The following is a 24566-nucleotide window of genomic DNA, read 5'->3' as shown; positions in this document are numbered from 1 at the left end:
CACCCCCGCCTCGCACAGACGACAGGAGCCCCGTGTCACGCCCCGCCGCCCTGACCCTTCCGCCCTGGCTTGCCCACACCCTGCGTGCCCAGCGCGGGCCCGTGCCCTGGAACGCGGTCGTGCGGGGGGCTCTGTCGGCCGGGCCGCTACTCCTTGTCGCCGTCCTTGTCGGGCGTACGCACCTCGGTGTCGTCGCCGCCATCGCCGCCATGCTCGCCGGGATCAACGACCGGCCCGGCAGCCGGCGGGCCTCCGTCCGGCGGCTCGGGGTGCCCGCGCTCGCGGGGGCGGGTGGGCTGCTCCTCGGGACGTATGCCGGGGAGCATGTCGGGGCGGTGACGCTGACCTTGCTGCTCACGCTGGTCGGGCTGGTCGCCGGGAGTGTCAGCGCTGTCGGGCCCGTCGCCTCCGGGGCCGGTACGCAGTTGCTCGTCGCCTCCGCGATCGGGGCCGGGATGCCGTTGCCCGAGCCGGGGTGGCTGCGCGCTCTCGCCTTCGTCGCGGGGGCCGGGTGGTTGCTCGGGCTGCGGCTGGTCCTTCCCACGCCCGGTGCCTTCGCCGGGGACTTCCGGGCCGGTGACTTCCGGTTCGACGGGGAGCGGGCCGCCGTCGCCGCCGTCTACGACGCCGTGGCGGAGCTTCTCGACGCAGCGGGCACCCCGCAGGCCACCTCCCGGCGCGCCGCGCTCACCGCCGCGCTCGATCACGCGCAGGACGCCCTCGCCGGGCCCCGGCTGCGGCGGTACGCCAGCTCCGCGGCGGAGCGGCGGCTGCACGCGCAGTACGCCGCCGCGCTGCCGCTCGCCGAGGCAGCGACCGCGCTCGCCTGGGCGGGAGAGGTGGTCTCCGGGCGGGCGTCCGAGGGGCCGCGGCGGCTCGCCGACGCCGTGCGCGGGGGCAGCCACACCGGGCCACTGCCCGCTCCCGCCCGCTCCGCGCCCGGACTGCGCGCCCTCGACGACGCACTCCTGCACGCCGCCGAGGCCTTCGACCGGGGCAACGCGAGCGACCTGCACACCCGTCCGCGTGCGGCCAGGGATGTGCTCCGCTCGGTCTTCGGGACCGGCGGGCGCGAGTACGGGCTGCGCGTCGCCCTCTGCTTCGGGGCCAGCGCGGCCGTCGCCCAGGCGCTGCACCACACCCGCTGGTACGGGCAGCACGAGCACTGGTACTGGCTGCCCGCCACCGCCGTTTTCCTCGTCAAGCCCGACCTCGGGCCGCTCGTCTCGCGCGTGCTGTGCCGTGCCGCCGGGACCGTGCTGGGGGCCCTTGTCTTCGCCGGGTTCGCCACCGTCCTGCCCCGGCCGGAGGGGCTCATCGCGCTCGTGGCCCTCAGTGGCGCCCTCATCCCCGTCGCCACCCGGCACTTCGCGGCCCAGACCGCCGTCGTCACCGTCCTCGTCCTGGCCCTGGTGATGGTGGGAGGTGAGCCGCAGGCCTCCGCCGGCCGTATCGGCGAGACCCTGCTGGCCTGCGCGATCGTGCTGATCGTGGGGCATCTGCCGATGCCGGGGCAGCGGGGCGGGGGCGTCCGCGCCCGGCTCGCCGCGGCGAGCGGCGCCGCGCACGCCTACCTCGCACACGTCCTGCGCGAATCCGACGGCTATGTCCTGCGCACCGGCGTCAACATCGGCACCGGCGCCGGGGCCGGCACCAGCACCAGCACCAGCACCAGCACCAGCACCAGCGCCAGCGCCGGCACCGGCACCGGCACCGGTTTCGCCTCCGGCTCCGGCACCCGCACCGGTTTCGCCTCCGGCTCAGGCTCCGGCTCTGGTTTCGCCTCCGGCTCAGGCTCCGGCATCAGCTCCGGCTCCGGCACCAACTCCGCCTCCGCCTCCGGCACCAACTCCGCCTCCGCCTCCGGCACCAGCTCCGGCACCAACTCCGCCTCCGCCTCCGGCACCAGCTCCAGCTCCGGCACCGGCACCCGCACCGGTTTCGCCTCTGCCTCCGACGCCCGCGCCGTCCGCTGGACCCTCCGCCGGGAGGCCTACCGCACCCTCGCCGAGGCCCGTACCGCCATCGCCCTCGCCGCGGCCGAACTCCCCGCGCTGGCCCGGCATTCGGAAGGAGCGGACGAGGTCGTCGTCCTCCTCGAACGGCTCGTCGACACGACCACCGCGTGCGCCGTGCACCTCGACGACTCCGGCCGGCTCACGCGTCGGCACACCGAGCGGCTCAACGAACTGCTGGACGAACTCGCCAAGGAACGCGAGCGCGTGGGGCTACGGCTGCCCGAACTGCCCCTCGCCGTGTAGCCCGCCGAGCTGCCCGGTCCCCATGGGGGCCCGGACCTGTCCCACCCGCACCCACACCGGCGCGTGATCCGACCCCGCCGACCCCGCCGCCCCCCGCCGCTCCGCCGGATCCGTCCCCACCGACGGCAGCCGCGGTGTCCCGCCGCCCGGCAGCCCCGTCCCCGCCTGTGTCACCCGGTGGATCAGGCGGTGGCTCACCAGGATGTGGTCGATCAGCTCGCGGCGCCCGGAGTTGACGCGCGAGTAGGGCCTGTCCGGCGGATCAGGCACAATCCAGGGTGCCCGCGCCGGCCGCCCCCCGACAGAGCCGCGAGGGGATGCGCGGTTCGGCTCACGCCACCCGACGACCCCGTCGTACGTTGGCGGGATGACTCGCTCTCCCGTGACTGAGCCGCCCGTGCCCCAGCCCCCCGCCGATCTCGTCATCACCGGCTGCACCGTCCTCGTGCACGACGATCAGGAGCGGATCGGGTCCATCGGGTTCGAGGAGGACGCCGCGATCGTCGTACGGGACGGAGTCGTCGAGTCCGTGACGACCGCCGCCGCGGTCGTGGACCTGCCCGCCGCCGAACGCCTCGACGCGCGCGGCCAGGTCGCGCTGCCCGGGCTCATCAACTGCCATACGCACGCGCCGATGGTGGCCCTGCGCGGACTCGCCGAGGACCTGCCGACCGAGGAGTGGTTCAACGACGTCGTCTGGCCCGTCGAGTCCAACCTCACCGAGAAGGACGTCGAGTTGGGGGCCCGGCTCGCCTGCGCCGAGATGATCCGTGGCGGGGTCACCTGCTTCGCGGACCACTACTTCTCCATGGACGCGGTCGCCGCCGTCGTCGCCGAGTGCGGCATCCGCGCCCACCTGGGGGAGGCCTACTTCTCCTCGCAGGGTCCCCAAGGCCGGGAGAAATCCGTGGAGTTCGCACTACGGCACCGTGGTGGCGCCGACGGCCGCATCACCACCGCCCTCGCCCCGCACGCCCCCTACACCGTGGACGACGCCGACCTCGCCGCCACCGCCGAACTCGCCCGCGACCACGGCCTGCCCGTGCACATCCACGCCTCCGAGAACCGCGACCAGGCCGACACCAGCCTCGCCCGGCACGGCGTCACGCCGATCGACGTCCTGGAGCGCACCGGGATCCTGGACACCGACGTCCTCATCGCGCACGGCACCGGCATCCTCGACCGCGACCTGCCCGTCCTCCAGCGGGCGGGCGGTCGTACGGCCGTCGCCACCGCGCCCCGCGGATACCTCAAGTTCGCCTGGCCCACCACCACACCCCTCCGCGCCCTGCACGACATCGGCATCCCCGTCGGACTCGCCACGGACGGCGCCGCCTCCAACAACTCCCTCGACGTATGGGAGTCGATGGCGCTCACCGCCCTGGTCCAGAAGTCCACGACGGGCGACCCGCGCTGGCTGACGTCCCGTCAAGCGCTGCACCACGCCATGCTGCAGAGCGCCCGCGCGGTCGGCCTCGGCGACGCCGTCGGCTCCATCGCGCCGGGCCGGCGAGCCGACCTCGTCCTCGTCGACCTCACCGGCCCGCACACCCAGCCCGTCCACGACCTCGCCGCGACCCTCGTGCACAGCGCCCGATCTTCCGACGTCCGCACGACGATCGTCGACGGGCGGATCCTGATGCGCGACCGCGAGCTGCTGACCATCGATGTGCCCGCGGTGGTGGGGGAGTTGGGCGAGCGGCTGCCCGCACTCGTCGACCGCGGCCACGGCAGGCGCATCCAGGAGTACGACACCTGAGCCGCCGTCCGCGAAGAGATCTTCCGGGACAGCGATGAGTTCCGCCCCGCCCGTCGGTCACCACCCATAACGGACCGTCACACAGGAGGGGCCCATGTCGCTTCCGGAGATCGTCTCGCGTGCGCAGTGGCGTGCGGCGCGTGAGGAGCTGCTGCTCAAGGAGAAGGCGGTCACGCGCGCGCGGGACGTGCTCAATGCCGAGCGGCGCAGGCTGCCCATGGTCGAGGTCGACACGGAGTACGTGTTCGAGGGCGGCGACGGGAAGACCACGCTGCTCGACCTCTTCGAGGGACGTCTCCAGCTCGTCGTCCACCACTTCATGTTCGCGCCTGAGTGGAACGCGGGCTGCCGCAGCTGCTCGGGCTTCCTGGACCAGATCGGGCACCTCGCCCATCTGAACGCACGGGGGACGACGTTCGCCGCCGTGTCCCGGGCGCCGTACACGAAGATCCTGCCGTTCAAGGCGCGGATGGGCTGGACGGTGCCCTGGTACTCGTCGTACGCGAGCGACTTCAACCACGACTTCCAGGTGACGCTGGAACACGAGGGGGAGCTCGTCGAGCGGCCGGGCGTCAGCTGCTTCCTGCGGGACCGCGACCGGGTCTTCCACACCTACTCGACGTACGAACGCGGTCTGGACGGGCTCGGCTCGACCACCAGCCTGCTGGACCTCACCGCGCTGGGCCGGCAGGAGGAGTGGGAGGAACCCAAGGGGCGCGCGTCGGCTCTTGGTGCGCCTGCGGGCAGCGAGCGCGTCCTTTATCACGACGAGTACGAGGACTGACGCGGAGAGTGACCAAAACCCCTGAAAGCTGAGAGCCTCCTCACACTCAACGGGTGAACGAGTGTCAACTACGTCTCAGTACCGTCACTTCGCGAGGCGTTCACCCCATGGTTGGCGTTTAACTCAGTGAGTACTCATCGACGAGTGCAGCGCCACATGGAGGTAACAGGGTGAACGGGCGAACGGTGCTTGAGCGCTTTCCCGCCGGCGGGCCGCGCGGATCCTGGCCGGCGGAGGAGTTCGCGACGGCTCGGCGTCTGGAGGGCCTGCCCGCGGAGGTCGTCATGGACCTCGCGACGGACATGTTCCTGGTGATCGTCCGCAGCGGGGAGGCAGCCGCGGACGCCGCGGCGTGACGTCCGTCAGCCCGCCTTCGGGGCGGGCACCTGTGTCGGCACCTTCGCAGGCACCTTCGTCGTGAACTGTTCCGCCTGGAGTGAGTACAGCTCCGCGTAGACCCCGCCGGTCGCCAGCAGTTCGTCGGGGGTGCCGGACTCCACGAGCCGGCCCTGGTCCAGGACGTGCACCAGGTCCGCGTGGCGTACGGACGCCAGCCGGTGGGTGATGAGGATGACCGTCTGACCGGTGCCGGCCAGGGCGCGGATCTTCTCGAAGACCTCCAGCTCGGCCCGTGCGTCCAGCGCCGCCGTCGGCTCGTCCACGATCAGGATGCGCCCGTGCCGGTACGCGGCCCGGGCGATCCCCAGCCGCTGCCACTGCCCACCGGACAGCTCGTGCCCGCCGCTGAAGTTGCGGGCCAGCAGCGTGTCCAGACCGCGCGGCAGGTCCACGACCACGTCCTCGGCCCCGGCCTCCGCTACCGCGCCGCTCACCCGCTCGTCGGTGAGCGGCGCCGAGGAGCGGCCGACCGCCACATTGACGCGGGCCGTGAACGGCCACCGCTTGAAGTCCTGGGCCACCATCGCGATGCGCTCGGCGAGGCGGTGCCGGTCCGCGGTCGCCGCGTCCACGTCGTCCCACAGGATCCGGCCGCTGTCGGGCGCGTACAGGCCGGCCAGCAGCTTCACCAGCGTCGTCTTGCCGGAGCCGTTCTCGCCGACCAGCGCGACGATCTTGCCGAGCGGGACGGTGAGCGTCACGTCGTCGAGGGCGGGCCGGGTCGCGTCACCCGGGTAGGTGAAGGTGACGTTCTCGAACCGGATCTCGCGCGGATCCTCGGGCAGCGCCGCTCCGCCCACCGGAATCGCCCACTCGGCCGCCTCCGTGTAGAGCCGCTGGAGATCGCCCACGAACAGCGCCTCCTCGTGCAGGGAGTTCACTTCCACGACGAGGGTGTCGAGGCTCTGCGAACCCGTGCGGATGGCGATCACGGCCGTCCCCGCCACCGCCAGCGCCATCGCGCCCGCCATCAGCAACCCGGCCAGCGTCGCGTACGTCGCCGCCGTCGCCAGCCCCGTCCAGGCCGCCGCGATCAGGCCCGTACGGGCGGCCAGCCGGGCCAGGCGGGCCTGCTCCGCCTCCGCCGTCTCGGACATCGCGCGGAAGTGGCGCAGCAGGAACGGGCCCACTCCGTGCACCCGGATCTCCGGAGCCGCCTCGGGCTCGATCAGCAGGGCGCCGAGCAGGCGGCCCGCGCGCACGTGCTGCACCCACGTGTGGAACGACTCGTAGCGGCGGCGCGCGTTCGTCAGCGCGCCCCAGGCGCTCGGCAGGGTCATCGTCACCAGCAGCGGCAGCAGCGCCGGATGCAGCACGGTCAGCACGCCCGCCGCCGCGATCAGCGAGATCATCGCGTTCACCACGCGTGTGGAGTACGCGATCATCCGACGGGCGGAGACGGCGCCGTACTGCGCGGTGTCCAGCAGTTTGTGGAAGGTGTGGTCCTCGATCGCGGCCAGCTCCACGCTCGCCGCCCGCTCCAGATAGCGCTCGGTCGCCACCCGCTCCACCTTGGGCTCCAGACGCCCGGTGGCGTACGTCGACGCGGCCCGCAGCAGCGCCCCGACCAGCATGACGGCGGCCATGACGGTGAGCGCGGGGGCGGCGTCGCGCAGCCGGTCCTCGATGGCGCCGCCGCCGATCAGCCGGCCCAGCACGCTGTTGACCGCGAGCAGGCTCACGGCCTGGGTGAGGCCCCGGCCCACCTCGGCGGCCAGTACGGTCCGCGCGGCCCGCCGGTCGGCCTGCCAGGCGAGCTGGAAGCTGGCCGTCAGCAAGGCGGGCAGCCGGGTCACCATGGCCCGGAAGTTCAGCTCCAGGAACGCGTCCGAGTGCGAGTTCCAGCCGGTGTCGTAGCGCAGGGGGCCGCCGAAGAGCAGCCGCTCGGACTCGGAGACCTCCGGTGTGCCCGCCTCGCGCTTCTTCCGCACCCTGGCCCTCCGATCGTCGACGAACGGCCACTATCGCGGGGCGGACTCGTCGCGGGCAGGGCGCAGGCCGGAGCGGTCGAAGCGCGCGGGCGCACACCGATGGAGACGGGCGCGCACCGGTCGACAGGGGGCGGGTTTACGCGCTGACCGGCCTCGACCATGTCGGAGGGGTGCCCGTCAGCCGGCACACGGCCAGATACAGCGGTATCGGCGGGGTGTACGGAAGCATGCCGTCCGGCCGGTGGATCAGGTCCGGGGCGTGCGGGGCGTCCGGGACGACCGCCCCGGTGGCGTACTGCGCGGGGGCGGGCCACTCCAGGGCGTAGTCCGAGTCGGACGGAACGATCCACCACCAGTAGGCCTCATCGGCGTAGACGCACCCCACGCGCGGCAGTCGCGGCATCAGCAGCGGGCCGAACCGGGCGGGCACCGCCACCGCGTCGCAGCCCAGCGGGACCGCCATGTCGTCGGGCACGGGCAGTCGCCGGGGGGTTCCCGGAGCGCGCAGCCCGCGCCGAAGGCGGACCAGCGTGTCCAGGTTCAGTACCTGACGGCTGCCGGAGCCTGCCCTCACACCCTCCCCCGATCCCGGCTCCGCCCGATCGGCAGGATTCCCATGGCGCCCGCGCCCGTGCCCTCGTGGTGCGCTTCGGCCTGGTGGTGCGCTTCCGCCGCGTGGTGCGCTTCGGGCCGCTGGCGCGCTCCCCCCTCGTGGTGCGCTTCCGCGTCGTCCTCATCGCCCGGGGTGCCGGTCGGGCCGGGCTTCGGGCGGGATCCCCAGCCCAGGTCGTTGCGGGGGAGGGCGTCCGCGCCCGGGGTGCCCGTGAACGCGGCCTGGCGCGGCAGCTCGGCCCAGACCAGCAGTCCGGGGCCGTGTTCGTGGGCACCCCAGGCGTGACACAGGGCGTCGACGAGGAGCAGTCCCCTCCCGTGCTCCTCCTCGGGCCGCTGCGGCGACGGGTGGGGCTCACCCGGCGCGCAACCCTCGTCACGAACGGCTATGCGCACCAAGTCGTCCTCGTCGTGCAGCTCGCACACGACGCGGCTGCTCACGGTGTGCACGATGGCGTTGGTGACCAGCTCGGAGACCACCACAGCCGCCGAGTCGCAGGTGTCCGCGCCGACCGACCAGCCGGCCAGCCGAGCCCGCGTCAGGCGTCTGGCCTGCGCGGGAGAACCCGGATGGGCGGCCAGCTCGAAGCGGAACCGGCGCTCCGCAGCGGCCCTGTCGGGCTCGACTGCCGCGGCGGCGCCGAGACCGAGGGGGCGGCCTGCGGCAGCGTCTGTTCCTAAGGGCGCGGACGGAATCACGCTTGCCACTATCGCCCCGCCATGAACACTTGGCAAGAGTCACTCTGAAAAATGCAGAGTGCTGTGTGACGCGGTGAAGGGCCGTGGCACACTGCTCGCAACAGCACGTCGAGCGGCGCCAATTGGGATCGACGGAGATCCGTACAGATCTTCGAAGAGGTCTTCGAACGGCGCCGCAGGGCTGTCAGCATGCTGCCGCAGGCCGGTCATGACGCTTCATGACGCTGTCGTCGGGCCGTCGGCGTGCTTCGGTGGCCGGCCCGAATTCCCTGCGGCCGTCCGGTCAGGGACCTTTGTGGAGGTGGAGGGTGAGCGAACCGCGGTCGGCGCCGACGGTCGGTCAGGTCGTCCTCGGCAGGCGCTTGTTGGACCTGCGCGAACGCGCGGGGCTCAAGCGTGAGGAGGCCGCCCGCATACTTCGCGTCGCCCCGGCCACGGTCCGCCGTATGGAGATGGCCGAGGTCGGCCTCAAGATCCCGTACCTCCAACTCCTCCTGAAGGCCTATGGAATCTCCGACCAGGAGGCCGAGGCCTTCGTCCAACTGGCGGAGGAGGCCAACCAGCCCGGATGGTGGCAGCGTTTCCACGATGTCCTGCCCGGCTGGTTCTCGATGCACGTCAGCCTCGAAGGCGCGGCCGCCCTCATCCGCCAGTATGAGCCGCACTTCGTCCCGGGGTTGCTTCAGACCGAGGACTACGCGCGCGGGGTCCTGCGCTCGGGCGCCGTCGGCCAGACCAGCCCCGACGACATCGAGCGCCACGTCGACCTGCGCATGCGGCGCCAGGACCTGCTCACCCGTGAGGAAGCGCCCCGGCTGTGGGTCGTGATGGACGAGACCGTGCTGCGCCGCCCCGTCGGCGGCCCCGAGGTGATGCGTGCGCAGATCGACAAACTGCTCGACGCCACGAAGCTGCCCAACGTGACCTTGCAGGTCGCCCCGTTCGAGAACGGGCCGCACCCGGGCACGTACGGGCCTTTCGTGCTGTTCCGATTCGCCATGCCGGAACTTCCGGACATGGTCTACAGCGAGTACCTGACCGGCGCCGTCTATCTGGACGCGCGTGCCGAGGTGGCGACCCACCTCGAGGTCATGGACCGCATGGCGGCGCAGGCCGCTACAGCACATCGCACGAAGGAGATCCTCCGGGGTCTCCGCAAGGAGTTGTGAATGGATCGCATCAAGCCGCGCATACCTGTCTACAACGGCATGCCCGCGCGGGAACTGGGCAGCGAAGGCTGGCACAAGCCGTGGAGCGGCGGCAACGGCGGCAACTGCCTGGAGGCGATGAAGCTCGCCGACGGCCGGATCGCCGTCCGCCAGTCCACCGACCCGGACGGTCCGGCGCTGATCTACACCACGGACGAGATGACCGCGTTCATCGAAGGTGCGAAATCGGGGGAGGCCGACTTCCTGTTGTCTTGATACTGAATTGGCTGAATTAACTGAATTGGCTGTGTTGGCTGCATTGATGGGTACTGAATTAATGGTTGAGATCGACACCAGCAAGCCCCACCCCGCGCGGATGTACGACTGGTACCTCGGCGGCAAGGACAACTACCCCGTCGACGAGGCGATGGGCCGCCAGATGCTCACCCTCGACCCGCGTGTGCCGGTGATGGCGCGGGTGAACCGGGCGTTCATGCAGCGGGCCACGCGCTGGCTCGCCGAGCACGGAGTACGCCAGTTCCTGGACATCGGCACCGGCATCCCGACCGAGCCGAACCTGCACCAGGTCGCCCAGGAAACCGCGCCCGACGCACGCGTCGTCTACTGCGACAACGACCCCATCGTGCTCGCCCACGCGGCCGCCCTGCTGCGCGGCACGGACGCGGGGGTCACCGAGTACCTCCAGGCCGACGTGCGGGAGCCCGACACCATCCTCGAAGGCGCCAGGAAGGTCCTGGACTTCAACCGGCCGGTCGCGCTCTCGCTCGTCGCGCTGCTGCACTTCGTTCCCGACGGGGACGGCGCGCACGAGCTGGTCCGCCGACTGCTCGCCGAGCTGCCCTCCGGCAGCCACCTGGTGGTCAGCCACGCCACGGCCGACTTCACGCCCGAGGAGTCGAAGGCGGCCACCGAGAAGCTCAAGGCCGCCGGCGTCACACTGGCGCTGCGCTCCCGCGAGGAGTTCACCCGCTTCTTCGACGGCCTGGAACTCGTCGAGCCCGGCGTCGCGGTGCCCCACCAATGGCACCCCGAGCTGGGCGAACCCATCCCGGGACAGGACGACGGGGTCATTCCCGGCTACGGGGCGGTGGGGCGCAAGCCCTGAGGGCAGGCATCACAGTCCGTTAGTTACATCCAGTAGTTGCACCCAGTAGTTGCACCCAGTAATTACACCCAGGACAACATCCGCCGCGGAGCATCCACCAGCCGGCTCACCACGACCACCGGGAGCGGCGGCTGCTCCGCCTTGCTGGGGCTGAGGTTCAGCCCGTAGTAGATCTGCTCGATCGACGGCGGTCCGACCGCGAGGTTGCGCCGGACCGCTGTCAACGACGACTCCTCCCCGGACTTCACGAGGTACGCCGCCGCCACCGTGCCCGTACGCCCGACGCCCGCACCGCAGTGCACGAACACCGGTCCGGACGACCGGGCGACGATGTCGAAGAAACGCTGCACCTGCTCCGGCTTCGGCGTCTGCCCATCACGGATGGGCAGGTGGATGACGTCCAGTCCGGCCTGCCGCGGTTCGGCCAGCTGCGCCGAGCTCAGGTCCTCGGCGCGCAGGTCGACGACCGTGGCGAATCCCATGCTCGCCAGTGCCCGGTATCCGGCGGGGGAGGGTGCGGCGCCGCGCCACAGCCGTCCGTCGTCGTCCACCGGCTGGAAGTGGTGCACACCCTGCACCGTACGGGTCCCCGCGGGCGCCGCTGTCTCCTCGCGCGCCCAGTAGGACAGGGCCAGGATGCCCAGTGCGCCGCAGGCCCACAGGGCGAGGTAGCCGATGGCCACCGCGATGAGGATCCGCAGTGCGCGCCGCGGTGCGGTGCGCTTGCGAAGGGCAGGAGGGGGCAGGGTTGCGGTGACGACAGCCATGGGCGACCAGACGGTCTAGGGGACGGGGCTTCTCGCATCGTAACCCGGGGTGTGTATGGCGGTCTTGTCCGTGTACGTGTGTATATGCGAATCCTACGGTCGCGTTGGTCTCGTTCGTCGAGTCAGTCCGCGTCAGTCGTCGTGAATCACGAGTCGGCAGTTGTCAGTTGTCATCCATGTCCGCGTCACCGATGCCGACCACCGTGAGGTGGGCGCGTTCGAGGGTCGCGTCCTCGAGGCAGCCGCGCAGCCGCAACTGGTCGTGGCTGGTGAGGGCGGGCCGGACTACCCCGGCGTACAAGCCGTCTCCCAGGTCACCGAGGGCCGCGTGGCTCAGCGGCACGGACGTGGAGTCCCGGCACCGCTCCCAGACCTGCTGCGCCGCCAGTGACCGCCGCTCGGCCGTCATCTCCGTGCCCCGCAGGTCGACCTGGACGACCACGGAGGTCGCCGCGCTCTCGTTCGGACCCTCCGCGCGGGTCTGGGTGAGATCGGCGAGCCCCACGACGAGCCCGCCGACCAGGGCGACGCCGACCACGCCGACGGCGGCCCCGCGCGCGGTGCGGCCCCGCGAGCGCCAGGCGCCCAGCGGCGGCAGGTCGTCCAGGTCGTCCTGGGTGCCGGGTGCGGTCGGGTCGGGTGCCGCGAGGACCGTCAGCCGCCCGGCGAGCCGCCGCTCGGCCGGCCGGGACGTCGCCGACGCGACGCGCTGCACCACCCAGGCGAGCCCGGACAGCAGCACACCGGTGACCATGAGGACCGGCACGAAGACATACGTACGTTCCGCCGTTTCCTCCAGCCAACGGAACCGGGCGCCGCCGCTGGGCTCCGGCTCGGGTGCGGTACGCAGCCGGGCCAGCACGTCGTCCTGCCGCGCGGCCAGCTCCCGCTGCCGCCGGTCGGAGTCGCGCAGCCGCCCCTCGATCCGCGCCAGCCGTCCCAGCAGCACGAGTCCGAGCAGCAACACCTCGACGACCAGCAGCAGCACCCCGCACAGCAGGGCCCGCTGCCACTGCCACCGGTACAGATAGACGACGAGGTAGGTCCCCGCCCCGGCGGCGGCGAGGCTCCCGAAGACGAAGGCGATCTTCCTCATGGCGCATCCCCCAGCCGTATGTCACCGGTGGTCCCGTCGATGGTGAGGCGGGAGCCGGACGGGAAACGGCGTACGGCGTCCTTGGCGCCGACGACCGCGGGCAGACCGAACTCCCGGGCCAGTACGGCGAGATGGGACAACGGACTGCCGGTCTGGGCGACCAGGCCGGTGAGGCGGGGCAGCAGCGGGGCGAGCGCGGGATCGAGGCTGCGCACGACGAGCACCGCGTCCGCCGGCCGCCGACCACTCCCGTCCCAGACGGTCCCGACCGCACGCCCACCGGACACGCCTCGCACCCCGTCGCCGCGATCGCCGTCCCGCTCGGCGACGACGACCTTGCCCTCCGCGAGCCGGAAGGTGTCCGGCAACGGAGCCGACTCGGCCTGCGGCACGCGCGCGTGCAGATCGCCGGGCAGCGCGCCCCCTTCGAGTACGGCAACGAGCTCCCGCCAGCGCAGCAGCCCGACGCGCTCCACGTCCAGGCCCACTCGCCGCGCCACCTCCCGCACGAGCCGCACCTGAAGCTCCTGAACCCAGCGGATACGTAGACGGAGGGCTTCCCGGGGCGGAAGGGCGGCGGTCGCTGCGGTGGGGGACCGACGGGGGGCGGGGTGCTCGGTGGCGGGGGTGGAGATAGGGGTGGGGGTAGCGGATCGGTTGGTGGCGGTCGCGGTGGCGCCAAGGTGGGTGCCGGTGGTGCGTAGACCGGACTCGTCGACGATGGCCGCCGCCCGATCCGCTGCGACACCGTCCCGGCTGGGCGCGACCGCCTGCGGCAGCCGCCCCCGCCCCCGCAGGCTCGGCGCGGTGAGGGCCAGGACCAGGGGGTTCGCGGCGACCACCCGGTCGTCGGGGATGCCCTGGGTGCGGGCCTCCGCAAGGGCCGCCAGGGCCGCACCCGCCGCCGTACGGCTGTGCTGCGGCTCGTCGCTGAGCAGGGCGCCCGCGAGTGCCTCCTGGGCGTGCAGGGAGACCAGGAGGGTGCGGGTCCAGCGGAGCTCCGCCGCCAGGTCGGGACCGGCGAGTCCGGCCGGCGGCGGGATCTCCGTCAGCCGGCGGTCGACGTCAGCCACCAGGTCCGTCGCCAGGCCGGGCAGCGCCCCCCTGAGGCGGCCCACCCGCCAGGCCGCGCCGAGCCTGCGCGCCCCTGGCGCCGGGTTGAGCAGCGCGAGCCACCTGTGCCGGGGCGCGACGGCGCCGAGGAGGAGCAGATCGGCGGCGGCCCGCCCGCCGACCGTGGTCACCACCGGCACCGTCCGCAGCAGCCGGCGTGGCACGGTGCCCCCGATGTCGAGCGCGGTCGCGATCCCGCGGGCCATGGGTGCCACCCACAGGTCCTCCTCCAGTGGCTGGAGCTGCTCCGGCAGCGTCTCCGCGACCGGGCCGGGCCCGAGCAGCCGTGCCCTGCGCGCGGGCCGCGCCGCCATCGCCGTGATCGGACGGCTCTGGAACAGCCACAGCCGTCCGTCCTCGTCGAACCCGAACTCCATGTCCTGCGGCCCGCCGAAGATCCGCCGGCCATGCCGCGCGAGACGCGCCAGCCGGAACAGTTCGGTACGGGTGAGGAGCGAGCCGGTTTCCGGCGGCGCGGTGCGGGCGGCGGCCTGCGCGCCGGGCTCCGGGTGCTCGGCGAGGTCGGGCGGCGTTCCGGCCTTCGGGTGTTTGGCGGGGAAGTGTTTGGCGGGGGAGTGCGGTGCGTCGGCCTCCGGGTGCCCCGCGAGGTTGGGCGGTGCTCCGGCCTCCTCCAGGTGTTCGGCGGGGAAGGGCGGCCCTCCGGCCTCCGGATGCCTGGCACGGACGGCCGCTGCGCGGGCCTCCGAGGGCTCGGCAAGGTGGGTCAGCGCGCCGGCCTCCGAGGGCTCGGCAAGGTGGGTCAGCGCGCCGGCCTTCGAGGGCTCGGCAAGGTGGGTCAGCGCGCGGGCCTCCGAGGGCTCGGCAAGGTGGGTCAGCGCGCGGGCCTCTGAGGGCTCGGCAAGGTGGGACAGCGCGCGGGCCTCCGAGGGCCCGGCAGGGCGGGACGGTGCGCCGGTCTCCGGCGGCTCCGTCCGCAGGACCCGGCCGCGTTCGCTCAGCCAGTAGTTGGTCCCCGCCTGTTCCCCGCTGACCAGGCTGTCCGGACCACCGCGGACCGCGCTCACCAGCATCCGGTCGGCCCGCCCCTCGACGGGATCGGCACCGAACATCACCCCGCCGACACGGGCCGTGAGCATCGGCTGGACAAGCACCGCCATGGGAGCCGTGGACCCGTCGGGCCGGTGCGCGGAGTCGAGCACGGTCCGTACTGCCGTACGGAAGTCCCGCCAGTCGCGTACGTCGAGCACGGAGGCGAACTGGCCCGCCAGGGATGACTCGTCCGTGTCCTCCTGTGGCGACGAGGAGCGGACGACGAGCGGGCGGGCGCCGCCGTCGGAGAGCTCGTGCCAGGCGCGCCGCAGGGCGACCAGGTCGCCGCCCTCTTGGTGCGGGATCACGAACCCAGGAAGCACCGGCAGTCCGGCGCGGGCCGCGCGGGCGAGGTTCGCGGCCTTGGAGCCTGCCAGTCGGGGCAGCGCGGCGCCGGGCTGATCCAGCGGGACGACGGCCGGGCCGGCCGACTCGACCAGGCCGAGAGAGACCTCGCCCGGGAGCTCGCCCCCGTCTCGCGCACCTTCTCCATGACATTCGTCGAGCGTCGTCATCGAACACCCTCCCGGACCGACCGCCAACCAGGGGGGACGCGCGGGAGTGGCCCTACGCCTGACGGCGGAACGAAGGATGGGGCGGGCCGCTGCCGACCCGGATCTGGATCTGGATCTGGATCTGGATCTGGATACGACGACAGCACGCCTCCTGATTCGATGATCCCACCACAGTTCAGTTCCATGTAGCCCGTAAGCCACTTTTCGGGTAGATGAGAAAAAATCAGGCGATGGTACCCAGGGCGATGCCCCGCGTTTACATGGTCATCGGCTGGTCGTACGGCCCGATGGGCGCCGGCAGCCGGGAGCTTCCCGTCAGGTACCGGTCGACGGCCGCCGCCACCGCACGCCCCTCGGCGATCGCCCAGACGATCAGCGACTGCCCGCGAGCGGCGTCCCCCGCGGCGAACACGCCGGAGGCGTTCGTCGCGAATCCGGCGTCCCGCGTGATCGTCCCGCGGGGTTCCAGCTCCAGCCCCAGCTGGTCCATGAGCCCGTCCTCGCGGTCGGGCCCGGAGAAGCCGAGGGCGAGCAGCACGAGGTCGGCGGGGAGTGTCCGCCCGGTGCCCGGCACCGGCCGGCGCTCCGCGTCCACCTCGACGAGGTGCAGCGAGCGCACATGGCCGTCGGCGTCACCGGTGAAGCGGAGCGTGGACGCCGCGAACAGCCGCGCGTCCGCGTCCGCCGCCGACGAGGTCCGCAGGTCGCGGGCCTCCTCGTGCGCGGCCGACAGCCGGTAGATCTTCGGATACGTCGGCCAGGGCTCGGTGTCCTCGTCACGCTCCGTGCCCGGCTGGGCGTAGATGTCCAGCTGGGTCACGGACGCGGCGCCCTCCCGAACAGCCGTGCCCAGACAGTCGGCCCCCGTATCACCGCCGCCCACGATGACGACATGCTTCCCGGCGGCGGACAGGGGCGAGGCGTCCAGATCCCCTTCACACACCCGGTTGGCCAGCGGCAGGTACTCCATCGCCTGCTGGATGCCGGTCAACTCCCGCCCCGGGACGGCGAGATCACGCCACGCCGTCGCCCCGGTGGCGATCACCACGGCGTCGTAGCGCGCCCGCAGTTCGGCGGCGCCGATGTCCCTTCCGACGGCGGTCGAGGTGCGGAACTTCGTGCCCTCCGCCCGCATCTGCTCGATCCGCCGCTCCAGATGGTGCTTCTCCATCTTGAACTCGGGGATGCCGTACCGCATCAGCCCGCCGAGCCGGTCGTCCTTCTCGTACACGGCGACCGTGTGCCCTGCCCGGGTCAGCTGTTGAGCGGCGGCGAGCCCCGTGGGTCCCGATCCGATCACCGCGACCGTCCGCCCGGACAGCCGCTCCGGCGGGCTCGGCGGCGCGAACCCGAGTTCCCAGGCGCGGTCGGCGATGGCGACCTCGACGTTCTTGATGGTGACCGCGGGCTGGTTGATGGCGAGCACACACCCCGACTCGCAGGGTGCCGGGCACAACCGGCCCGTGAAGTCTGGGAAGTTGTTGGTGGCGTGCAGCCGGTCGGCGGCCGTCCGCCAGTCCTCCCTGGACACCAGATCGTTCCACTCGGGGATCAAGTTGCCGAGCGGACAGGCCTCGTGACAGAAGGGTATGCCGCAGTCCATGCAGCGGTCGGCCTGCTTGCCGATGATAGGCAGCAGCGCCCCGGGGACATACACCTCGTCCCAGTCCCGGACCCGCTCCTCTACCGGCCTGCGAGGCCAGTCCTGGCGAGGCGTGGTCATGAATCCCTTGGGATCGGCCATGGCCGTCTTCCTTGCCTACGCGTACGACAGGCCGTGCGTCATCGGGCGGCACTCCTCGGGCACTTCTTCCGGCCACGATACGTCCCGAAGGCCCCTTGTGCAGAGCGCCCGACAGCGCTTTTTCGCGGGCTGGGACAGCACATGTTCCTCAGGTGAGGGCCAGCACGTACGCCACCGCCGCGGCGGCCGAGGCGACCGTGCGGACGTGGTTCCACATCGTCCATTCACGCACGTACGTCGGCCAGTACGCGGCCGCCTCCGGGGTGCCCGGGTCCAGCCTGCCCAGCGCCTCGTTGCGCGGCACGTTCGCCGCGATGGTCAGCCCGAACACGCCGAACAGGTACAGCGCGCTGCCCACCAGCAGCTCCACCGTCCCCTCGTCCGGCCACAACACGAACGTCACCACCGCGATCACCGCGCACACCACCGCCGACCCCGCGAACACGAGCATGAACGCCGGCCGCACGGCGGTCACGTTGATCGCGTTCATCGCGGCGACGCCCTGAGCGGGCGGCAACGCGGCGAGCCCGCGCATCACGAAGGTCGAGAACCCGCAGAAGACCCCGGCCACCAGCCCGGTCCCGAGCACACCCAGCACCGTCAGTACGAAGTACGGTCCCTCGATCATGCCCACACCAACTCCCGCATCGAGCCGAGACCCCTGCCCGGCGCCGCCGTCACCACCGTCACCACCAGTGAATTCCCGCACGAGTACGGCGACCATGCCATACCTTCTGCGGCCAGGACGGTGACCCCTGGCCGGCGAGCCATTCCGCCCGGGCCTGCCGCCCCTCCTCCACCCGACGGTGGCCCTCCGCGGTCGGCGCGATCAGCAGGCGCCGCCCGTCGTCCGGGTCGGGGCTCCGCTCCACCGGCCCTCTCGCGGCAAGCGATGCGACCGTCGCCGTCATCGACTGATGCCGCACTCCTTCGACGGAGGCAACCTCACTCGCCGTGACACCCTCGGCCCGCGCTCAACCGGCCTCCGCCTCTGCCTCCGCTTTCACCCCCGCCGTCCGCCATCCCCTCAGCACCGTCTCCACGGCCGCCGCGATCCGCCGCCGCGCCTCGTGCCTCGGCACCCCGCTCATCAACAGCTGGTCGTACGGCGTGTCCGCGTGCCGTATGGACGCCACGACCGCCGATATCACCGCCCCTTCGGACAACGCCCGCCCCGCCGCACTCCGCCCCACCCGCCCGCTGCCCCGCGCCGACGCATGCGCGGCGATCGCCCGCGCCCGCTCCGCCGGGCAGCCGGGGAACAGCCGCCGTATCTCCTCCGCGAACGCGTCCGTGAACCGCACGTCCTCGGCCGCCCGCCGCCGCGCGTCCCGTACCCGGCGCCGGCGCCGCGCCTCGGCGTCCGCCAGACACCGCGCCTCGGCCCGGGCGAGCCCCGCCTCCTCGACGAGGACGCCCTGTCGCTCGTACCGCCCCCGGCGCCGGTTGAACCGTATGACCACCGCCGACAGCGCACTCTCCTCCCGTGACCGGCGTGTCAGTGCCGTGTCGCCGCGTGGCAGGAACACCAGGTGCCCCAGGTCGGCACAGTCTAGGCACCGTGGCGCGCCGTCCTCGACGACGAGCAGCGACAGCGGCCCGCCGTGGCACTTGGCGCAGTGCCGTCGTTTGAGGGGCTGGATGACGAGAAGTCCGGTCCGGGGAGCGGGAGTCGCGAGGTGCGCCATACGGGGATCATTCCCTGGATGAGGTCCCGGACCACTTCATGCCGGCCACGCCGCCGGGATGAACACCGACACTCGTCTGCGATGCCGCGTCGGAGTCCCGATCTCGTCGACCACGGCCACGGCGAGGTCCGCATACGACAGACTCGCCGCCCCCGCGGGCAGGGACTCGCCGCCGAAGCGGTAGCGCCCGGTGCGCGGGCCGCCGTGCTCCAGCTGCGCGGCCGGTGTGAGCATCACCCAGTCGATCGTCGTGTCCTCCGCCTCGCACAGCCGCCGCAGCCCGGCGGTGTGTGCCAGCGCGAAGGGCCGTATCTCCGGCGGCAGCATCGCGGGATCGTCCATCAGGGGCCGGCCGTCCGCCCCGAGGAGATTCGCGCCCAGCCCGATGGCGACGAGGCGCCCCACCCCTGCGGCGGCGAGCCCGCCCAGCAGTGCGTCCGCCGCCTTGACGAAGAACTCCGGGTCGAGCGAGTCGAAGCCCTGCTCCGGCCCGCTGAAGGGCGAAACGGCGTGCACGGCGGCGACCGCTCCGCCCGCGGCCCCGGCGACCGCCTCGCCCGATGCCCCGGCGACCGACCCGGGATCGGTGACGTCACCGCGTACTACCGTGACGTCCTCCGCTCCGAGATCCGGATACCGCCCGGGATCCCGCACCACGGCCGTCACCCGGTACCCACGCCGACGTGCCTCCGCCGTCACCGCGCGCCCGGCCCGCCCGCCCGCTCCGAAGACGACGATGCCGCCGGTGCCCTCCACGCCAGTCATGCCCAACCTCCTTGTCCGGAGCCGCCGTTCACGGCCTGACCTGGACGCTAGACGCCGAATGCCCGGTTACTTCAACGGTATCGGCGCTACCCTCGACCGATGACCGACCCCACGGACGGCGCACGGCTCGCCCCTCTGGATCCCGACATGTTCCACCCGGTCTGTCCTTCCTCCGAGATGCCCTTCCGGGTCGGTGACAAATGGACGGGAATGGTCATCCGGTGCCTCGAAGGCGGCCCGCGTCGCTTCACCGAACTCCGCGTCCCGCTCAGGGCCGTCACCCCCAAGGTGCTCAGCGAGACCCTGCGCGCGATGGAACGCGACGGCCTGCTCACCCGCACCCCCTACGACGAGAACCCGCCCCGCGTCGAATACGCCCTCACCCCTCTCGGCCGCACACTGGTCCCCCTCCTCGACGCCGCCCGCACCTGGAGCGACACCCACCTCCCACACCTGCTCGCCGCCCGCCGCGCGCACGAGCGGAACGCATCCTGACCGGGGTCTGACGCATCATGGGCCGTGTGCGACTCGAAGCGATCACCTGGGACCGGCTCGGCGACCTCCTGGCCGAGCGACTGCTCGACCTGAAGCCGGCCGACGGCAGCCCTTGGCCGCGCATCGCTTTCGACGGCGCCCCGGCCGCCCGCCCGGGGGACCTCGCCGAGCGCGTCTCTGAGGCGCTGCGCATACGCGGACGTTCCTCGCTGGTCGTCGGCAGCCACGGCTTCCTGCGCCCCGCCTCGCTCCGCCTGGAGTACGGCCACCAGGACGTGGAGGCCTACTACGACGGCTGGTTCGACACCGGTGCCCTGTGGCGGGAGGTCTTCGGCCCCCTCGACCCCGGCGGCGACGGCCGCGTCCTGCCCGATCTGTGGGACCCGGACACCGACCGCGCCACCCGCAGCCCGTACGTCCAACTCCCGCCCGGCGGCTTCCTGTTGCTGCATGGTCCCTTCCTGCTGCGGCACTGGTTCCCCTTCGACCTGACCGTCCACGTCCTCCTCTCACCCGGCGCCCTGCGCCGCCGCACCCCCGAGTCCGAGCAATGGACCCTCGCCGCCTTCGAGCGCTACGCGGACGAGACCGACCCGGCCGGCACCGCCGACGTCCTGGTCCGCGCCGACGACCCGCGCCACCCGGCCTGGAACGGCTGACGCGATCCGATGTGATCAAACCGCTTTCGTATGTTTTGTATACGCGTTTTATCCGCGCGTGATCTCGCGCGCCGACCTCACTCCGGGTGCGGGCGCCCGGCGTCGCCGCGAGAATGAAGGACGCCGGGACTTGCGGTGCTTCCCCGCGCCGCGCCGGCCGTCCGGCACCGGGAGGTACTCCATGACCACCGCCGGAGACATCATGCACCGTGGCGCCCAGTGGATCCCCGCCCACGAGACCCTGGACCGCGCCGCCCAGCTGATGCGCGAGCTGGGCGTCGGCGCCCTGCCCATCAGCGACGCGAACGAACGGCTCTGCGGCATCCTCACCGACCGCGACATCGTCATCGGCTGTGTGGCCATGGGCCACAACCCGGCCCAGGTGACCGCGGGCGAGATGGCCCAGGGCACCCCGCGCTGGATCGAAGCGAGCGCCGATGTCGGCGATGTGCTCCGGGAGATGCAGGAGCACCAGATCCGGCGGCTTCCCGTGATCGAGAACAAGCGCCTGGTCGGCATCATCAGCGAGGCCGACCTGGCCCGGCACCTGCCGGAGGACCAGATCGGGACCTGGGCCGAGAGCGTCTACGCCCGCACCCCTGGCCGCCATTGATCCCCGTCACCGATCCCTGCCACTGATCCCCGTCACCAATCCCCGCCGCGGATCCTCGTGCCTGCCGGACGCGGATCCGGTCAGAGCCAGCCGTTGCGCCTGAAACCGCGGTACAGCACCAGACAGGCCACGGCTATGACGCCGATGATCAGGGGATAGCCGTATCGCCAGTGCAGCTCCGGCATGTTGTCGAAGTTCATGCCGTACACCCCGCACACCATCGTCGGTACGGCGATCACCGCGGCCCATGCCGTGATCTTCCGCATGTCCTCGTTCTGCGCGACCGTCACCTGCGCGAGGTGCGCCTGGAGGATGGAGTTGAGCAGTTCGTCGAAGGCGGCGATCTGCTCCTTGGCGCGCAGCAGGTGGTCGGAGACGTCGCGGAAGTAGGCCTGTATCTCCGGATCCACCACACGGATCGGCCGGGTGTGGAGTTCCTCGAGCGGGCGGCCGAGCGGGACCACCGCACGTTTCAGCTCCAGCAGTTCGCGCTTGAGCTGGTAGATGCGGCCCGCGTCGACCCGGGCGCCGTTCTCCGCGAAGACGGCCGTCTCGACCGCGTCGATGTCCTCCTGCACCGAGTCGGTGACGTTCAGATAGTCGTCGACCACATGGTCCGCGAGCGCGTGCAGAACCGCGGACGGTCCCTTGGCGAGTTGCTCGGGGGCGGACTCCAGGTCCTCGCGCAACGGACCCAGGGAGCCGTGCCGTCCGTGGCGCACCGTGATCACGAAGTCCTGGCCGACGAACACCATGATCTCGCCGGTGTTGACCACCTCGCTGGTCGCCGTGAGCTCCTCGTGCTCGACGTAACAGACCGTCTTGAACACCGCGAACAGCGTTTCGCCGTAGCGCTCCAGCTTCGGGCGCTGGTGGGCCTCGACCGCGTCCTCGACCGCCAGCGGATGCAGGTCGAAGAGGTCGGCGATGCCCGCGAACTCCTGGTTCGTCGGCTCGTGCAGGCCGAGCCAGACGAAACCCTCGCGGCTCTTGCGCACCCGTTCCACGGCGTCGACCAGATCGCCGTCCAAGGGGACCCGGACGCCCTCCTGGTACGTCACGCAGTTCACCACCGAGGAACCCAGGGGGGACCGGGCCGGGTGACTCAGGTCGACGCGGGGGCGCCGTCGGGCCAGCCGTGCCACCCTGCGGAGGCCGCCGACCCTGCCGAGGCTCGTGACCTTCCGCAGATTCCCTGCCATGGACATCTGGATCTCCTTGCGTGGAACTCCCCCGCGCCGTCTTGCCGCGCCCTGGCGAGCCAGTTTGCCAGCTCGGCGTGAGGGGCGGGTAAGCCTGTGGGAACAGGGCGTTCCGCTTTGTTCCCGGCTGTGGACAGCGGATCCTTTCCCGGCCGCGGGCAGTGGGCCCGGACGAAGGGACCTGGGGGACGGGACGTGGGCCTTCTCGTGGCAGGTGTCACGCGTCTCGTCGCAGGCGTCGGGCACCTCGCGTGGGTGTCGCACATCTCGTCGCAGGTGTCGCGCATCTCGCGTGGGTGTCGCGTCGACCGCTTCGCACAAGCCGGGCAACTGGGATGATCGCGGCATGACGCGAACCGACGGGTATCTCCTCGACAACCGGCAGACCGAGGCGGGGGAGCGTTTCGACGCCTTCGCCGCCCTCTTCGACCCCACGACCTTCCGGCACCTCGAAGCGTTCGGCGTCGGACCGGGCTGGCGCTGCTGGGAGGTCGGGGCCGGCGGCACGTCCGTGGTGTCCTGGCTGGCGAAGAAGGTCGGCCCGACCGGACGGGTCGTCGCGACCGACATTGACACGTCGCGGGTCGCCGTGGCCGCCCGTCCGCCGGTCGAGGTGCGGACCCACGACGTCGGCGCGCACGAACCGCCGGGGGAGGGATTCGACCTGGTGCACGCCCGGCTCGTCCTCGTTCATGTGCCGGACCGGGAAAGGGCGTTGCGGTCGATGGGCAAGGCCCTGCGGCCCGGCGGACGGCTCCTGGTCGAGGACGCCGATCCCGCCCTCCAGCCCCTGCTCTGCCCTGACGAGCACGGGCCCGAGCAGCAGCTCGCGAACCGGCTGCGGCAGGGCTTCCGCCGACTGCTCGCGGACCGGGGCGCCGACCTCGCCTACGGGCGCAGGCTTCCGCGCCTGTTGCGCGAGGCCGGTCTGTGCCGGGTGGAGGCCGACGCGTACTTCCCGGTCACCTCGCCCGCCTGCGCCGCCCTGGAGTCCGCCACGATCCGGCAGATCCGCGACCAACTCGTCGCCGCGGGCCTCGCCACGGACCAGGACATCGACCGCCACCTCGCGAACGTCGCATCCGGCGGTATGGACTTGGCCACGGCCCCGATGATCTCGGCGTGGGGACGCAAGGGATAGAAGTGGTAGAGGCGAGAGGCGAGAGGCGGCAAGGAGGGAAACGGGAGTTGACGTCAGCTTCGCCCCGGCGGTCAGCTCCTCGCCGGCGGTCAGCCCCGCCCCGGCGGTCGGCCCCCCACCCGCTCCACCGCCAGCGCCCCCGCCCGGCACCCCTGCGCCGCCGCGTCCTCGGGCTCGGCGCCCGCGAGCAGGGCGGCGAGAAACGCGCCGGTGAAGGCGTCCCCGGCGCCCGTGGTGTCCCGGGGCGTCGCTGATAGGGCGGGGACGCGGGCGCACACGGTGCCGGACCGGGCCACCAGCGCACCCTCCGCGCCCTGCTTGGCGACCACCAGCGGAACGTGGCGGCTGAGCTTGGCCGCCGCGTCCTCCGGATCGGGCAACCCGGTGAGCAGGCAGGCCTCGTCCCGGCTCGGCAGCAGGACGTCCACGCCCTCGACGAGCCCCAGGAAACGGTCCACGCCCAACTCCACGAGAAAACCGGCCGACGCGGGATCCAGGCTCACCGGCACCCCACGCGCGCGTGCCGCCTCCAGGGCCACCGTCACCAGCGCACGGCTCGGTTCGGAGAACAGCAGATATCCCGACAGGTGCAGCCGTGCGACCCCGTCGAGCAGTGCGTCCGACCAGTCGTCGGGCTCGAGCCGCAACGACGCGCCGCTGTCGGTGAGAAACGTCCGCTCGGCGGCCGCCCCCGCGTCGACGAGGCAGATCACCGTCCCGGTCGGCGCCTGCGGGTCGACGACGAGCCGGGGCCGTACCCCGCAGGCGACCAGCTCCCGCTCGTGCCAGGTGGCCGCGTCCGTGCCCACCCGTCCGAGCAGCCGCACGTCCGCGCAGCCGCCGTGAGCGGCCCAGCACGCCACATTGGCACCCGCGCCGCCCGGGACCGTCCGGATGGCAGCGGCGGTGTCCGTGCCCGCGGCGAGCGGCCCTCGGTGCCGGGCGACGACATCTGTGACGACGTCCCCGACGACCAGCAGCGCGCCGCCCGGGTGAACT

General features: G+C 72.3%; 23 protein-coding genes and 2 pseudogenes. 11 read left to right on the top strand and 14 right to left on the bottom strand.

Features of this window, described 5'->3' with window-relative positions; all coding sequences use genetic code 11:
- Window positions 1-32: 32 nt before the first annotated feature.
- A complete protein-coding gene (locus AB0I77_RS12195) occupies window positions 33-2261 on the top strand; it encodes an FUSC family protein (protein ID WP_363282362.1) in 2229 nt (742 codons plus the stop codon).
- Here AB0I77_RS12195 and AB0I77_RS12190 read toward each other — a convergent pair.
- Window positions 2229-2522: pseudogene (locus AB0I77_RS12190) on the bottom strand (hypothetical protein); the annotation flags it as partial. The gene AB0I77_RS12195 and the pseudogene AB0I77_RS12190 overlap by 33 nt on opposite strands.
- 136 nt (window positions 2523-2658) lie before the next feature.
- On the opposite strand from AB0I77_RS12190, the gene AB0I77_RS12185 reads away from it, so the two are divergent.
- The 3 genes from AB0I77_RS12185 (at window position 2659) to AB0I77_RS12175 (ending at window position 5160) form a co-directional block, all read left to right on the top strand.
- Complete coding sequence (locus AB0I77_RS12185; RefSeq protein WP_363282361.1) at window positions 2659-4020, top strand: amidohydrolase; 1362 nt, start codon at window positions 2659-2661, stop codon at window positions 4018-4020.
- A 94-nt stretch (window positions 4021-4114) separates the two neighbouring features.
- Window positions 4115-4804 carry a DUF899 domain-containing protein gene (locus AB0I77_RS12180; RefSeq protein ID WP_363282360.1) on the top strand — a complete coding sequence of 230 codons (690 nt, stop codon included), beginning with the start codon at window positions 4115-4117 and terminating at the stop codon, window positions 4802-4804.
- 170 nt (window positions 4805-4974) lie between these two features.
- The gene (locus tag AB0I77_RS12175; protein ID WP_363282359.1) at window positions 4975-5160 is read left to right on the top strand and encodes a hypothetical protein; all 186 of its coding nucleotides are present in this window, start codon (window positions 4975-4977) and stop codon (window positions 5158-5160) included.
- A gap of 6 nt (window positions 5161-5166) precedes the next feature.
- Here the strand turns inward: AB0I77_RS12175 and AB0I77_RS12170 are convergent, their stop codons facing one another.
- From AB0I77_RS12170 to AB0I77_RS12160, 3 genes are all read right to left on the bottom strand, one after another.
- Entirely contained in the window at window positions 5167-7134 is a 1968-nt protein-coding gene (locus tag AB0I77_RS12170) for an ABC transporter ATP-binding protein (protein WP_363282358.1), read from the bottom strand.
- Between the two features lie 136 nt (window positions 7135-7270).
- The gene (locus AB0I77_RS12165) at window positions 7271-7708 is read right to left on the bottom strand and encodes a hypothetical protein (protein WP_363282357.1); all 438 of its coding nucleotides are present in this window, start codon (window positions 7706-7708) and stop codon (window positions 7271-7273) included.
- Complete coding sequence (locus AB0I77_RS12160; RefSeq protein WP_363282356.1) at window positions 7705-8454, bottom strand: ATP-binding protein; 750 nt, start codon at window positions 8452-8454, stop codon at window positions 7705-7707. The genes AB0I77_RS12165 and AB0I77_RS12160 overlap by 4 nt, the downstream gene beginning before the upstream one ends.
- A gap of 299 nt (window positions 8455-8753) precedes the next feature.
- On the opposite strand from AB0I77_RS12160, the gene AB0I77_RS12155 reads away from it, so the two are divergent.
- Genes AB0I77_RS12155 through AB0I77_RS12145 form a run of 3 tightly spaced genes read left to right on the top strand, consistent with a single transcriptional unit; the run spans window position 8754 to window position 10719 of the window.
- Window positions 8754-9614: a helix-turn-helix transcriptional regulator gene (locus AB0I77_RS12155; protein ID WP_363282355.1), complete on the top strand. Its 861-nt coding sequence runs from the start codon at window positions 8754-8756 to the stop codon at window positions 9612-9614.
- Window positions 9615-9869 carry a DUF397 domain-containing protein gene (locus AB0I77_RS12150; RefSeq protein WP_363282354.1) on the top strand — a complete coding sequence of 85 codons (255 nt, stop codon included), beginning with the start codon at window positions 9615-9617 and terminating at the stop codon, window positions 9867-9869.
- Window positions 9870-9915: 46 nt separating this feature from the next.
- Entirely contained in the window at window positions 9916-10719 is an 804-nt protein-coding gene (locus AB0I77_RS12145; protein WP_363282353.1) for an SAM-dependent methyltransferase, read from the top strand.
- Window positions 10720-10781: 62 nt separating this feature from the next.
- Here the strand turns inward: AB0I77_RS12145 and AB0I77_RS12140 are convergent, their stop codons facing one another.
- The 8 genes and pseudogenes from AB0I77_RS12140 to AB0I77_RS12105 all read right to left on the bottom strand — a co-directional run bounded on the left by AB0I77_RS12140 (window position 10782) and on the right by AB0I77_RS12105 (window position 19457).
- Window positions 10782-11486: a dual specificity protein phosphatase family protein gene (locus tag AB0I77_RS12140; protein ID WP_363282352.1), complete on the bottom strand. Its 705-nt coding sequence runs from the start codon at window positions 11484-11486 to the stop codon at window positions 10782-10784.
- Between the two features lie 163 nt (window positions 11487-11649).
- Complete coding sequence (locus AB0I77_RS12135; protein WP_363282351.1) at window positions 11650-12582, bottom strand: hypothetical protein; 933 nt, start codon at window positions 12580-12582, stop codon at window positions 11650-11652.
- Entirely contained in the window at window positions 12579-15260 is a 2682-nt protein-coding gene (locus AB0I77_RS12130) for a PEP/pyruvate-binding domain-containing protein (protein WP_363282350.1), read from the bottom strand. Before AB0I77_RS12130 ends, AB0I77_RS12135 begins: the two co-directional genes overlap by 4 nt.
- 256 nt (window positions 15261-15516) lie before the next feature.
- Window positions 15517-17004 carry a glutamate synthase subunit beta gene (locus AB0I77_RS12125; protein WP_363282349.1) on the bottom strand — a complete coding sequence of 496 codons (1488 nt, stop codon included), beginning with the start codon at window positions 17002-17004 and terminating at the stop codon, window positions 15517-15519.
- 148 nt (window positions 17005-17152) lie between these two features.
- Window positions 17153-17632, bottom strand: a complete 480-nt coding sequence (locus AB0I77_RS12120) for an anthrone oxygenase family protein (protein ID WP_363282348.1) — start codon at window positions 17630-17632, stop codon at window positions 17153-17155.
- A 133-nt stretch (window positions 17633-17765) separates the two neighbouring features.
- Window positions 17766-17966: pseudogene (locus tag AB0I77_RS12115) on the bottom strand (MarR family transcriptional regulator); the annotation flags it as partial.
- Window positions 17967-17978: 12 nt separating this feature from the next.
- Entirely contained in the window at window positions 17979-18692 is a 714-nt protein-coding gene (locus AB0I77_RS12110) for a DUF2293 domain-containing protein (RefSeq protein WP_363282347.1), read from the bottom strand.
- Window positions 18693-18728: 36 nt separating this feature from the next.
- Window positions 18729-19457 (bottom strand): NAD(P)H-binding protein, encoded by a 729-nt coding sequence (locus AB0I77_RS12105; protein WP_363282346.1) that lies wholly within the window; start codon window positions 19455-19457, stop codon window positions 18729-18731.
- A 99-nt stretch (window positions 19458-19556) separates the two neighbouring features.
- On the opposite strand from AB0I77_RS12105, the gene AB0I77_RS12100 reads away from it, so the two are divergent.
- The 3 genes from AB0I77_RS12100 (at window position 19557) to AB0I77_RS12090 (ending at window position 21224) form a co-directional block, all read left to right on the top strand.
- Entirely contained in the window at window positions 19557-19952 is a 396-nt protein-coding gene (locus AB0I77_RS12100; protein WP_363282345.1) for a helix-turn-helix domain-containing protein, read from the top strand.
- Between the two features lie 17 nt (window positions 19953-19969).
- Window positions 19970-20611: a uridine kinase gene (locus AB0I77_RS12095; protein ID WP_363282344.1), complete on the top strand. Its 642-nt coding sequence runs from the start codon at window positions 19970-19972 to the stop codon at window positions 20609-20611.
- Between the two features lie 181 nt (window positions 20612-20792).
- The gene (locus AB0I77_RS12090; RefSeq protein ID WP_363282343.1) at window positions 20793-21224 is read left to right on the top strand and encodes a CBS domain-containing protein; all 432 of its coding nucleotides are present in this window, start codon (window positions 20793-20795) and stop codon (window positions 21222-21224) included.
- An 80-nt stretch (window positions 21225-21304) separates the two neighbouring features.
- Here AB0I77_RS12090 and AB0I77_RS12085 read toward each other — a convergent pair whose 3' ends face one another.
- Window positions 21305-22432, bottom strand: coding sequence for a magnesium and cobalt transport protein CorA (locus tag AB0I77_RS12085; RefSeq protein ID WP_363282342.1), 1128 nt, complete (start codon window positions 22430-22432; stop codon window positions 21305-21307).
- A gap of 340 nt (window positions 22433-22772) precedes the next feature.
- Between AB0I77_RS12085 and AB0I77_RS12080 the strand changes: the two genes are divergently transcribed.
- Window positions 22773-23567 carry a methyltransferase domain-containing protein gene (locus tag AB0I77_RS12080; RefSeq protein ID WP_363282341.1) on the top strand — a complete coding sequence of 265 codons (795 nt, stop codon included), beginning with the start codon at window positions 22773-22775 and terminating at the stop codon, window positions 23565-23567.
- 89 nt (window positions 23568-23656) lie between these two features.
- Here the strand turns inward: AB0I77_RS12080 and AB0I77_RS12075 are convergent, their stop codons facing one another.
- Entirely contained in the window at window positions 23657-24547 is an 891-nt protein-coding gene (locus AB0I77_RS12075) for a sugar kinase (protein WP_363282416.1), read from the bottom strand.
- Window positions 24548-24566: the final 19 nt, after the last annotated feature.

The organism is Streptomyces sp. NPDC050619 (assembly GCF_040654815.1).
Classification (GTDB): domain Bacteria; phylum Actinomycetota; class Actinomycetes; order Streptomycetales; family Streptomycetaceae; genus Streptomyces.
Note: the sequence above shows the minus strand (reverse complement) of the source record. Positions and strands in the feature narration are given on the sequence as shown.

Excerpts from the sequence above, each read along its gene's own strand:
- AB0I77_RS12095 (WP_363282344.1), top strand. The coding sequence starts at position 19,970 with ATGGGCCGTGTGCGACTCGAAGCGATCACCTGGGACCGGCTCGGCGAC.
- AB0I77_RS12125 (WP_363282349.1), bottom strand. The coding sequence starts at position 17,004 with ATGGCCGATCCCAAGGGATTCATGACCACGCCTCGCCAGGACTGGCCT.
- AB0I77_RS12080 (WP_363282341.1), top strand. The coding sequence starts at position 22,773 with ATGACGCGAACCGACGGGTATCTCCTCGACAACCGGCAGACCGAGGCG.
- AB0I77_RS12145 (WP_363282353.1), top strand. The coding sequence starts at position 9,916 with ATGGGTACTGAATTAATGGTTGAGATCGACACCAGCAAGCCCCACCCC.
- AB0I77_RS12130 (WP_363282350.1), bottom strand. The coding sequence starts at position 15,260 with ATGACGACGCTCGACGAATGTCATGGAGAAGGTGCGCGAGACGGGGGC.
- AB0I77_RS12105 (WP_363282346.1), bottom strand. The coding sequence starts at position 19,457 with ATGACTGGCGTGGAGGGCACCGGCGGCATCGTCGTCTTCGGAGCGGGC.
- AB0I77_RS12135 (WP_363282351.1), bottom strand. The coding sequence starts at position 12,582 with ATGAGGAAGATCGCCTTCGTCTTCGGGAGCCTCGCCGCCGCCGGGGCG.
- AB0I77_RS12150 (WP_363282354.1), top strand. The coding sequence starts at position 9,615 with ATGGATCGCATCAAGCCGCGCATACCTGTCTACAACGGCATGCCCGCG.
- AB0I77_RS12140 (WP_363282352.1), bottom strand. The coding sequence starts at position 11,486 with ATGGCTGTCGTCACCGCAACCCTGCCCCCTCCTGCCCTTCGCAAGCGC.
- AB0I77_RS12180 (WP_363282360.1), top strand. The coding sequence starts at position 4,115 with ATGTCGCTTCCGGAGATCGTCTCGCGTGCGCAGTGGCGTGCGGCGCGT.
- AB0I77_RS12090 (WP_363282343.1), top strand. The coding sequence starts at position 20,793 with ATGACCACCGCCGGAGACATCATGCACCGTGGCGCCCAGTGGATCCCC.
- AB0I77_RS12100 (WP_363282345.1), top strand. The coding sequence starts at position 19,557 with ATGACCGACCCCACGGACGGCGCACGGCTCGCCCCTCTGGATCCCGAC.
- AB0I77_RS12120 (WP_363282348.1), bottom strand. The coding sequence starts at position 17,632 with ATGATCGAGGGACCGTACTTCGTACTGACGGTGCTGGGTGTGCTCGGG.
- AB0I77_RS12085 (WP_363282342.1), bottom strand. The coding sequence starts at position 22,432 with ATGTCCATGGCAGGGAATCTGCGGAAGGTCACGAGCCTCGGCAGGGTC.
- AB0I77_RS12110 (WP_363282347.1), bottom strand. The coding sequence starts at position 18,692 with ATGGCGCACCTCGCGACTCCCGCTCCCCGGACCGGACTTCTCGTCATC.